This window comes from Corynebacterium sp. HMSC074C04 (assembly GCF_001838295.1).
Classification (GTDB): Bacteria; Actinomycetota; Actinomycetes; order Mycobacteriales; family Mycobacteriaceae; genus Corynebacterium; species Corynebacterium amycolatum.
Genome location: NZ_KV836270.1, coordinates 148762 through 158439 on the forward strand (window position 1 = coordinate 148762; position 9678 = coordinate 158439).

Genomic DNA, 9678 nt, shown 5'->3' on the forward strand with positions numbered 1-9678 from the left:
TGACTCCTTTTCGTTCTCGTTGAAACTGACTGCGTACTGGCGGCGTACTGACGGCAGAGTTCTAGCCGCTTCACCCTAGTCTTTTGGATTTGGGCACTTAGTTCTGGCTTCTATTAGTTCTGGCTCAGCCCCGGCGCAAAAAGCGGATCTTTATCCGTGAAACCGGAACTCAGCACCGGTCGGATACCAAAACGGCCGCGTGCCGCATCTGATGGCAGCGCCTCGACTGCTTTAACAGCAGGCAGTTTCTTGACATTCATCAACGCCTCAGCGTCTCCATAGACCAGTAAACCGTTGAAGCCGAGCCGTTCGTCGTCAATCGCGACGTCTGCGTAGGCAGCCGCTGACTCCAGTTGATCTTGCAGCAGCTTTTCTTCACTCGCCGTTTTGCTCGGCTGCGGCAAATACCGGGTACTCACGCCACCGATGATTGCAGTCGATACTCGCAGAGAGGGCTCTTTTTCATAGACCTGTGCCGCTTCTTGCGCATCGAGCAGCCGGTCAAAAGTCACCATCGCCCAGAACTTCGGGTCCTCCACGACTGGCTGGCCGTTCTTTAGCTGGTAGTCTTCCTTCTTCATATTCTCGAGGGACTCGTCGGCACGCTCTACGTACTGCTCGGTTGCTTCCCACGGGTCTGGACCGAGCGCATCGCCGTTGATATTCTGCGGCTTGCTCACGCGATCGGATGTCGAAGCGACTGCTAAAACAATCACCAATACAACAACACAGAAACCTGAGATTAGTGCCATCACTGGCGAAATACTGCCGTCACCGGTGCTTTTCGCACGAGTTTCGGGGCGCGCTCGATTCTTGGATCCCAATGGAGTCTGCGTCATGCGCCCTGCCTCAAAACTTCCAATGCGTGGTTCAAATCATCTGGGTATGGACATTCGATTTCCATCCAGCGACCATCTGCCGGATGGTGGAAACCAAGCGAAACAGCATGAAGCCACTGGCGGTTGAGCCCAAGCCGCTGGGCCAATGCCGGATCGGAACCGTACATGGGATCGCCACAACATGGGTGATTCAGCGCAGAGAAGTGCACACGAATCTGGTGCGTGCGCCCAGTTTCTAGATTCACCTTCAACAGCGTTGCTGGGGCGAAGGCCTCAAGCGTTTCGTAGTGCGTCACAGCATTTTTGCCATCCTGACGGACGGCAAAGCGCCACCCCGCCGAAGGATGACGGCCAATCGGAGCATCAATTGTCCCCGACAGCGGATCCGGATGCCCCTGAACCAGAGCGTGATAGGTCTTCGACACCTCACGGTTTTTGAACGCCCGCTTGAGCACGGAGTAGCCCCGCTCTGAGCAGGCGACAACCATCACGCCAGAGGTGCCAACATCCAAGCGATGCACGATACCTTTTCGCTCGGGCGGACCGGAGGTAGAAATGCGGAAACCAGCAGCCGCCAGCCCGCCGATAACCGTTGGACCTTCCCAACCGACCGACGGATGCGCAGCCACGCCAACAGGCTTGTGAACAGCTACCAAATCGGAGTCGTGGTAGAGCACGTCCATGCCCTCGACGAGTTCCTCTTTGGGAACCAATGGCTTTTCCACCGGCGGTAACAACACGGAGAGGAAAGCGTTTTCTTCCAAGCGGTCAGACTTGCCAACGCTCACACCATCAACCGTGATGTCCCCAGCCGCTGCCAAATCAGCCACCGCTGTGCGCGAGAGCCCCAGCAACTTAGCCACACCGGCATCTACCCGCATTCCGGCTAAGCCCGGTGGAACGGGCATCTGCCGGGTTTCTCGGTCGGGCTGGTGCGCTCCCCCGAGTGCTGCACCGCTATTTAGTGCATTGTCGTTCACTGCTGTCCTCCCTCCGCCAACTGCTTCTGATTCTTCTGAGCAGATTTCTTCTCCGCTGCAATCTGATCAGCGAAGAGATCCGGCTCCTTGGAAAAAACCATCCAGATAACGAGGATAATAACGCCCACAGTAATCGCGGAGTCCGCGATATTAAATACGGCAAAACCCTTCACCGACAGGAAATCGACAACGTGGCCGACATAGAAACCGGGCTCCCGAAATAGCCTATCGATGAGGTTGCCCAGCGCGCCACCAGCAATAAGCCCCGCCGCAGTCGCCGATATAGGACTGCGCAGCCAATGGGAACAGCACATCACAGCCAGGATGTAAACCAGCTGCAACGTGGTAAAAACCCAGGTGGCGTTCGTGCCAAAGGAGAAGGCTGCACCGGGGTTAAAAACGAGCCGCAACTCGAAGAGATCGCCAAGCACCTGCACCGCAGGACGGCCATCGAGAGTCTTCAAAGCGATAATCTTGGTCAGCTGATCAATAATCGCAACTGACACAATAACCGCGGCGAGAATCCCCCGCCGCGGGAAATATGTCCTCGTTTCCTTCTTAGTCACTGTCCCATAATGGCCTAACAAACCCATATTCAGCCAACTGACACCGCCCGGGTGGTTCCTATCCGCCAAGAAACCGGTACGCTAACCGGTGTGACTCGACGTTTCCAATCTCAGTTTGTTCCGGCCTCCTCCGCTTTACGACGCACAGGAGACACAACCCCCTCGTGGTTCCGTCGACCTAGCCACAGCGACCGAGCTGGTCACACCAAGCGTGGCCTGCTGGCAAGGGTCGGCACCGCAGTTGTTGCCGCTACTACTGTGGTGTCACTGGCCGCGTGCTCGTCGGAAAGCTCGGTGGAAACACAACCCGTGGACGTTGCACAACCCAAGATCGAATTGACCAGTGCTGGCAGCGGTGAGCTGGCGAGTGTGCGCTGGAAGGACGACGGTGCAAAGCAGGAGTCGACCGCGGCGGTGACACAGGGCTTCGCACAGCGTGGCGGAAACGCCGATAGCGACCAGACTTTCCCAGACACCCGCCTGGAAATCCCCCTGACCAGCACTGTTACCAGTGATAACGATACTCGTGCGGTGACGTCAGAGGTGGGTAAACCCCACGGCTCCAACGATGAGCTGAATGAGGATATCGCTACCGCGCAGGGATTTATCTCTGATTCGTCAACAACGGCCACAGGTGAGGTCAAGGAACTCAAGCTGGGAGCGCCGGAGAAGGCCACCGACACCGCTCGCGCTGGTGTGGAGATGGCGCTGCAGCAGCTGCATTCCGTACCTATCGTCTTCCCCTCCGAGGACATCGGAAAGGATGCGACCTGGACGGTCGAAAGCGAGGTCGAAGGCCAGACCAAGATGACGCAGAAGGTGACCTATACCCTGCTCAGCCGTGCGGGAGACATTGTTAATTTGAAGGTCGATGTCAAGCAGGTGCCGACCGTTACGGAGTTGGACACTGGCGGCGAGGGTGCACTGAAGGTTGTCGAGGCCACGACTGACATGCTTGCCGACCGCGTCACCATCGACCTGACCAAGCCCCTTCCGGTGAAGGGCAACATCGATTTTGTTACCTCCGTGACCTACGGCGACGGCAACTCCGATGTGCGCATCACTCAGCAGACGCATCGCGGGCTGGAGTTTAAGGACGGCGACGGCTCGAGGAAGTAGCCCAGAAGATTAGCTCGTACCACCGCAAGGTTAGAAGACGAGAAAGTGTCTAGGTTTATGTCACTTTTCTGCCCAAAAAATGGGCGGAACTGTCATAAACCTAGACACTTTCTTTTGTGTGGCCAGTGCACCCGACCGGACTAGGCCGTAACGCCTGGCCCGACGGCACCTAAGCCGGAGGCGGTGGAGGCGGTGCATCCTCAGCCGGCGGCGGTGGCGGAGGCGGAGCCTCTTCAGCCGGTGGTTCAGGCGCGGGAGGCGGCGGAGGCGGCACTTCCTCGACCGGCGCTTCGGGCTCCGCAGCCGGAGCTGGCTCCTCGACCGGAGCTGGGGCCTCCTCAACCGGAGCCTCTTCAACCGGGGTTTCTTCCTCTTCTGGCTCAGGTGGCGGCGGAGGAGTCTCGCCGGGCGCGAGGCAGAACCCAGGCTTGTGCTCCGGATCAAGTGTCGATGCCAGGTTGCAGGCCCATTCCTTGCTCAGCATCCAACGACCATCCCGGTGGATAAAGTCCACCTGCTCCACGAGCATCGGATCTTCCTCCGGACGGAGGATATTGACACCGGCTACGGCCTGCTTAGTAGTAAATCCAGGCGTGACCGGGTCAATGACATCAAAGCTGATTTCCTGCTCATTGGCACTGTGGGTGACAATGTCGAAGAAATCGCCGGCAGTATCGCCGTCCTCGATGGTCAGAGCCTTTTCCTCGATAGGTAGATCGGGGTTGATGAGGCGTGCGAGAACGTCGTTAAGCTCTGCACGCGTCGGCAGCATGATGACGGGTTCCGCCGAGCTGGATGTCTTCGATTCAGTCGTCGGCGCTGCAGTATTGCCACCACCGCAGGCAGCGAGCCCAAGTGCGCTGACCGAGACCATCGCCGCTACTGTCACACCACGCGCTGTGCGCCAACGCATTCCGCTAACGCGCTGGTTGCAGGGGACTTTCATATGTGCACTACTCCAATAAAATCTGCATGAAGATTCGCTGGCTTCACGCCTTCCATAATCCTACACAAGGCCAAAACACCGCCTGGGTAAGATGGTGGACATGTCGACTCAGGATCATTCCCCGGCTAGCTCGGCCTCGTCTATCCCGGCCTCCCCTCGCCGAATCGTTGTCATCACCACCGGCGGCACCATCGCCTGCACCACGGATCGCAGCGGTGCGCTAACCCCGACCATCTCGGGCGCGGAGCTCGTTGCGGCGGTCGCGCAGCGTTATCCAGAGGGCATGTTAGAGCTGGAGGTTCGTGAGCTCGGGATGCTGGACTCGTCGAATCTCGCGTTCACCGATGTTGACCGTATTCTCGCCGCTATTCACGAAGTGCTTGACGACGACTCCGTGGACGGTGTCGTCGTAACTCATGGCACGGACACGATGGAAGAAACGGCCATGGCTGCCGATATTTTCCATGCTGACTCGCGTCCGGTTGTCTTTACTGGTGCACAGCTTCCCTATGATCATCCCGAAACCGACGGACCGGGGAACCTCTTTGAGGCCGTGACCATTGCTTCCGATGCCTCTGCGCAGGGAATTGGCGTTCTTATTGTCTTTGGCCACGCAGTCTTGCCGGTGCGAGGTGCGACAAAGTGGCACACGACCGATCCTTTAGCTTTTGCCACTAATGCCCCGGAGGAGCCGGTTCGTCCAGATCCGCTGCCTCTGACCGCCTTGGCGGGCTCGAAGGTAGAGATTATCCCTGCCTACTTAGGTGCAGATGGATCACAGCTGAATTCGGCCGTCGCCGCCGGTGCACGCGGCATTGTCGTAGAAGGCCTGGGATCGGGCAATGTCTCCGATGAGTTTGCCGCCGCCATTGACCGGGCCATTGCCGCTGATGTGACCGTCGTGATGGCAACGCGCGTCCCGCGTGGTGATGTCCACGCCGCCTACGGTGGTGCCGGTGGCGGTGCGACGCTGGCTCGGCACGGTGTGATTAGCGCTGGTTGCGTGCATGCACCGCAGGCGCGCATCATTCTCGCTGCCGCGCTGGCTGCGAATGTGCACCCGCAGACGCTGTTCTAATTCACGCCTCGATGATGCGGATGATTTTCGCCGGATTTCCAGCCACGACTACGCCCGCGGGAACGTCCTTAGTCACCACCGCACCCGCGGCGACCACGGAATCGTCGCCGACATAAACACCGCCCAGGATGATGGCTCCACCACCGATCCAAGCATTGCGCCCGATGATGATTTCATCACCGGACTCTAGATAAGCGGCGCGGGCCTCAGCTCCCAGTGGGTGTACTGGTGGAAGCAGCTGCACATTGGGCCCGAGCTGCGCGTAGTCGCAGATTGTCACCTTCACCACGTCAAGTGCGGTGAGCCCAAAGTTGATGAAAACGTTGTCGCCGATGTGGATGTTATCGCCGTAGTCCAGGTAGATCGGCGGGCGGACGGTGCTGTCCTCTCCGAAAGACCCCAGTGCCGGTGCTAGCACTTGCTGTGCTGCCTGCTGGTCTTCCCGGAATGCGACGTCAAATTCCGCGGCCACCTGGCCAATTCGCGCGTTCAGAGCCTGCGATTCCGGATGATCGGCGATATACCACTGACTGTTCAGCATGCGCTGGCGGTTATCCAGACCGTCGTCGGGAAGTGTGGTCGTCGGATTCGGATCTCGATCGGTGTTGCGCAACGAGGCGCGGCGAGCTGCCTCGAGCTCTGCAATGCGGGATTCGGTAGTCATAGTGGCCCAGTTTACGGTCAGCGCATAAACAGGGAGGCGCGAACGGCACCGAGGATAACGGCGACATCAGGCAGCCGCATCAAGCATCCGCATCGGGGCCAACCTCATCTTCACTTTCACGCTCAGGTTGCGGCAAGTCAAGAGCTGCTTCTTCGTCGGAAGCCAGCCACTCTGGCCAGTCCAAACTGCACACCGCAGAGCACGGGCGCAGCTCCGGGTCGTCCTCCTTCAGCGTGATCATGCGCCCGGGGCCACTGGTGCGGCTTTCAAAACGGACAGTCACAATCCCGTGCCCCGACCCCTGTACCCAACCATGTCCATACTCACTGTGGTGCACATCCGAGGTAGGTGCCCACTTGGAGTCGGAAAGCCGAACGGTCGGCAACGCACCGGTTCCAGATAGCTCGACCAGGCCGGCGGGAGCGTCGGAAAGCGTAGGTGCCGGCACTCGATCTTCGACGGTGATAGCACGGTCGAGCTCAGGAAACAGGACTTCTTGTATGTGTGAATCCAGCCCGGAGAAACCGACGCCCACCAGTCGCACTGGGCCGACCTCCGCGGGTGTGAACGCGATTCGGTGAGCGACAGCCATGAGGGTGTCGAAGTCCTGTGTGGCGTAGGCGAGCGTCTCAGATCGGGTATGGATGCTCAAGTCGGACAGACGCACCTTGCAAGTGATGGTGCGGGCACCACGGCCATCTTTTTTGAGCCGTCGAAAAGCGGACTCACCTGCGCGATCGATGGCGGCGTGGAGTTGGGCCTGCGACTCCAGATCCTCGGGATAGGTGTACTCCGCCGATACAGACTTGGCGACATCGCGTTCCTTAACCGGCCGATCGTCTGTCCCCTGCGCCAGCTGCCACAGCATCACACCGGTTTTGGATGTCAGCGAAACCTCGACATCGCGCTGGGACATGGCGGCGAAATCACCGATAGTCTCCACGCCCAGTGTGTGCAGTTTTGCAGCGGTGACAGGGCCAATGCCCCAGAGCTTCTCTACCGGCAATGGGTGTAGTAGCTCGTGATTGCGTGCGGGGTCCAGCACGTACACGCCATCGGGTTTCGCCAGGCCTGACGCAATTTTTGCGAACTGCTTGCCCGCGCCCGCGCCTATCGACGAGGCCAAGCCGGTCTCCCGCCGAATATCTGCCCGCAGTTGCTCCGCCCAGGCAATGACCTGCTCCTTCGAGGCTCCCTGAAGCTCTTCGGGTTCCATGAAAGCCTCGTCGACACTGAGCTGCTCGACCACGGGCACGCGCTCACGGATTACAGAGAACACGCGGCGCGACACTGGCCCGTAGATGCCCTTGCGCGCGCTGACCGTCACTGCGGTCGGTGGCATGAGACGACGTGCGCGGGCCATCGGCATAGCCGAGTGCGCGCCGTACGCGCGGGCCTCATAGGAGGCACCGGCGACCACACCTCGACCACCCAGTCCGCCGACGAGAACTGGCCGCCCGCGCAGAGTCGGGCGGGTGAGCTGCTCGACGGACGCGAAGAACGCGTCCATGTCGATGTGCAGGACCCACCGCCCGGAAGTCGGCATTGAGATTACTCTCCCCTACTGCTTGGCAATATCCGCCGAGCAGCCGTCCGCCACGTCGTAGCTCAGTGGCTCTCCGCCAGCGACGACTTCGAAAGCGGTGGCAAGAACTTCCCGGGCGATGAGGTCAGCGTGGCGGTTTGCCCACTCTTCACGCTCGGACGGGACCTGCAGCTTCACCGAGATACGGTCGGTGACCTCGAGGCCAGCGTTCTTGCGGGCGTCCTGGAGACCGCGGATACGGTCAGCAGCCCAGCCACGGGACTCCAGGTCCTCGTCGAGCTCGGTGTCAAGCACGACCAGGCCATTGACGCCGTCGACCTCAGCGGTGGAATCCGGCGAGATCGCGACCAGATTGCGGGTGTACTCGCCCTCCTGCAGCGGAATACCATCGGCGACAACGGCGCCGTCGACAACCTCGTAGTTGCCGGACTTCACAGCCTTAATGACCTTCTGAACGTCCTTGCCCAGGCGTGGACCGGCCACGCGAGCGTTGACGGAGACCTCGAAACGTCCCACCGAGTCCACGTCGGAGGTGAACTCCACCTTGTCGACGTTGACCTCGGAGGAAACGATGTCGGCGTAATCACGCAGACGTTCGGCATCCGGGAATGCCAGGGTTAGCTTCTTCAGCGGCAGGCGGTTTCGCAGCTGGTTGGCCTTGCGGATGCGCGATGTTGCCGAGCAGACATTGCGGACAATGTCCATGGACTCAACGAGTTCGTCATCGGTCGGCAGCTTGTCGACGTCCGGCCAATCCTCCAGGTGCACCGAGCGGCCGCCAGTGAGCGAGCGCCAGATGACCTCGGTGGCCATCGGCAGCAGCGGAGCAGCCACGCGGGTGAGAACCTCCAGCACCGTGTATAGGGTGTTGAATGCCTCTGGGTGCTTGACATCGCCGGCCCAGAAGCGGTCGCGGGAGCGGCGCACGTACCAGTTGGTCAGTGCGTCACAGAACTGACGGACCTCATCGGTGGCAGCAGCAATGTCGGTGTTGTCCAGGCACTCAGTGACAGCACGGACAGTTGCTGCAAGCTTGGCCAGGATGTACTTGTCCAGGATGTTGTCGGAGTCCACCGACCACTCGGCCGGCTTGGAGGCGTAGAGCTGCAGGAACGAGTATGCGTTCCACATTGGCAGAAGCGCCTGGCGCACGCCCTCGCGAATACCCTGCTCGGTGACGATCAGATTGCCACCGCGCAGAATCGGGCTGGACATGAGGAACCAGCGCATGGCGTCGGAGCCGTCGCGGTCGAAGACCTCGTTGACATCCGGGTAGTTGCGCTTGGACTTACTCATCTTGTTGCCGTCATCACCCAGCACGATGCCGTGGGCGACGACCTTCTTGAACGCCGGGCGGTCAAACAGTGCAACCGACAGGACGTGAAGCAGGTAGAACCAGCCGCGGGACTGGCCGATGTACTCCACAATGAAGTCGGCCGGTGCGTGGGACTCGAACCACTCCTTGTTCTCGAACGGGTAGTGGAACTGCGCAAACGGCATGGAACCGGAGTCGAACCAGACATCCAGGACGTCCGGGACGCGGCGCATCATGGACTTGCCGGTCGGGTCGTCCGGGTTCGGGCGCACCAGTTCGTCAATCTCCGGGCGGTGCAGTGTGGTCGGGCGAACGCCGAAGTCCGCCTCCAGCTCATCGAGGGAACCGTAGACGTCGACACGCGGGTACTCGTCGTTGTCGGAAACCCACACCGGAATAGGCGAACCCCAGTAGCGGGTACGGGAGATATTCCAGTCACGTGCCCCCTCGAGCCACTTGCCGAACTGACCGTCGCGCACGTGCTCCGGCATCCACTCAATCTCGTTGTGGTTGAGCTCCACCATGCGCTCGCGGATCTTGGTAACGGACACGAACCAGCTTGGCAGTGCCATGTAGATTAGCGGCTCGCCCGAACGCCAGGAGTGCGGGTAGGAGTGCTCGATGG

At 60.1% G+C, this 9678-nt stretch carries 9 protein-coding genes; 2 read left to right on the plus strand and 7 right to left on the minus strand.

What is annotated here, in order from left to right:
- Positions 1 to 113: 113 nt before the first annotated feature.
- From HMPREF3011_RS01900 to lspA, 3 genes are all read right to left on the minus strand, one after another.
- Entirely contained in the window at positions 114 to 839 is a 726-nt protein-coding gene (locus tag HMPREF3011_RS01900; protein ID WP_070841059.1) for a hypothetical protein, read from the minus strand.
- The gene (locus HMPREF3011_RS01905) at positions 836 to 1747 is read right to left on the minus strand and encodes an RluA family pseudouridine synthase (protein WP_038629067.1); all 912 of its coding nucleotides are present in this window, start codon (positions 1745 to 1747) and stop codon (positions 836 to 838) included. Before HMPREF3011_RS01905 ends, HMPREF3011_RS01900 begins: the two co-directional genes overlap by 4 nt.
- A gap of 68 nt (positions 1748 to 1815) precedes the next feature.
- Positions 1816 to 2385 (minus strand): signal peptidase II, encoded by a 570-nt coding sequence (gene lspA, locus HMPREF3011_RS01910; protein WP_038625775.1) that lies wholly within the window; start codon positions 2383 to 2385, stop codon positions 1816 to 1818.
- Between the two features lie 90 nt (positions 2386 to 2475).
- Between lspA and HMPREF3011_RS01915 the strand changes: the two genes are divergently transcribed.
- Positions 2476 to 3504: a hypothetical protein gene (locus HMPREF3011_RS01915; RefSeq protein ID WP_246821387.1), complete on the plus strand. Its 1029-nt coding sequence runs from the start codon at positions 2476 to 2478 to the stop codon at positions 3502 to 3504.
- Between the two features lie 169 nt (positions 3505 to 3673).
- On the opposite strand, the gene HMPREF3011_RS01920 is transcribed toward HMPREF3011_RS01915, so the two are convergent.
- On the minus strand, positions 3674 to 4417 hold the full coding sequence (locus HMPREF3011_RS01920; RefSeq protein ID WP_224786585.1) for a WKL family lipoprotein: 744 nt from the start codon (positions 4415 to 4417) through the stop codon (positions 3674 to 3676).
- A 133-nt stretch (positions 4418 to 4550) separates the two neighbouring features.
- Between HMPREF3011_RS01920 and HMPREF3011_RS01925 the strand changes: the two genes are divergently transcribed.
- On the plus strand, positions 4551 to 5528 hold the full coding sequence (locus tag HMPREF3011_RS01925) for an asparaginase (RefSeq protein WP_065423000.1): 978 nt from the start codon (positions 4551 to 4553) through the stop codon (positions 5526 to 5528).
- Between the two features lies 1 nt (position 5529).
- Here the strand turns inward: HMPREF3011_RS01925 and HMPREF3011_RS01930 are convergent, their stop codons facing one another.
- From HMPREF3011_RS01930 to HMPREF3011_RS01940, 3 genes are all read right to left on the minus strand, one after another.
- Positions 5530 to 6192 (minus strand): DapH/DapD/GlmU-related protein, encoded by a 663-nt coding sequence (locus HMPREF3011_RS01930; protein WP_080972915.1) that lies wholly within the window; start codon positions 6190 to 6192, stop codon positions 5530 to 5532.
- A 79-nt stretch (positions 6193 to 6271) separates the two neighbouring features.
- Positions 6272 to 7738, minus strand: a complete 1467-nt coding sequence (locus HMPREF3011_RS01935) for a DNA polymerase IV (RefSeq protein WP_049182123.1) — start codon at positions 7736 to 7738, stop codon at positions 6272 to 6274.
- 15 nt (positions 7739 to 7753) lie between these two features.
- Positions 7754 to 9678: class I tRNA ligase family protein (locus tag HMPREF3011_RS01940; RefSeq protein WP_083327052.1), on the minus strand; the 1925-nt coding region annotated here is incomplete at its 5' end.

What these genes read in the sequence shown, in the direction of transcription:
- HMPREF3011_RS01900 (WP_070841059.1), bottom strand. Translation starts at nt 839, where the DNA reads ATGACGCAGACTCCATTGGGATCCAAGAATCGAGCGCGCCCCGAAACT.
- HMPREF3011_RS01905 (WP_038629067.1), bottom strand. Translation starts at nt 1,747, where the DNA reads ATGCCCGTTCCACCGGGCTTAGCCGGAATGCGGGTAGATGCCGGTGTG.
- HMPREF3011_RS01920 (WP_224786585.1), bottom strand. Translation starts at nt 4,417, where the DNA reads ATGCGTTGGCGCACAGCGCGTGGTGTGACAGTAGCGGCGATGGTCTCG.
- HMPREF3011_RS01925 (WP_065423000.1), top strand. Translation starts at nt 4,551, where the DNA reads ATGTCGACTCAGGATCATTCCCCGGCTAGCTCGGCCTCGTCTATCCCG.
- HMPREF3011_RS01930 (WP_080972915.1), bottom strand. Translation starts at nt 6,192, where the DNA reads ATGACTACCGAATCCCGCATTGCAGAGCTCGAGGCAGCTCGCCGCGCC.
- HMPREF3011_RS01935 (WP_049182123.1), bottom strand. Translation starts at nt 7,738, where the DNA reads ATGCCGACTTCCGGGCGGTGGGTCCTGCACATCGACATGGACGCGTTC.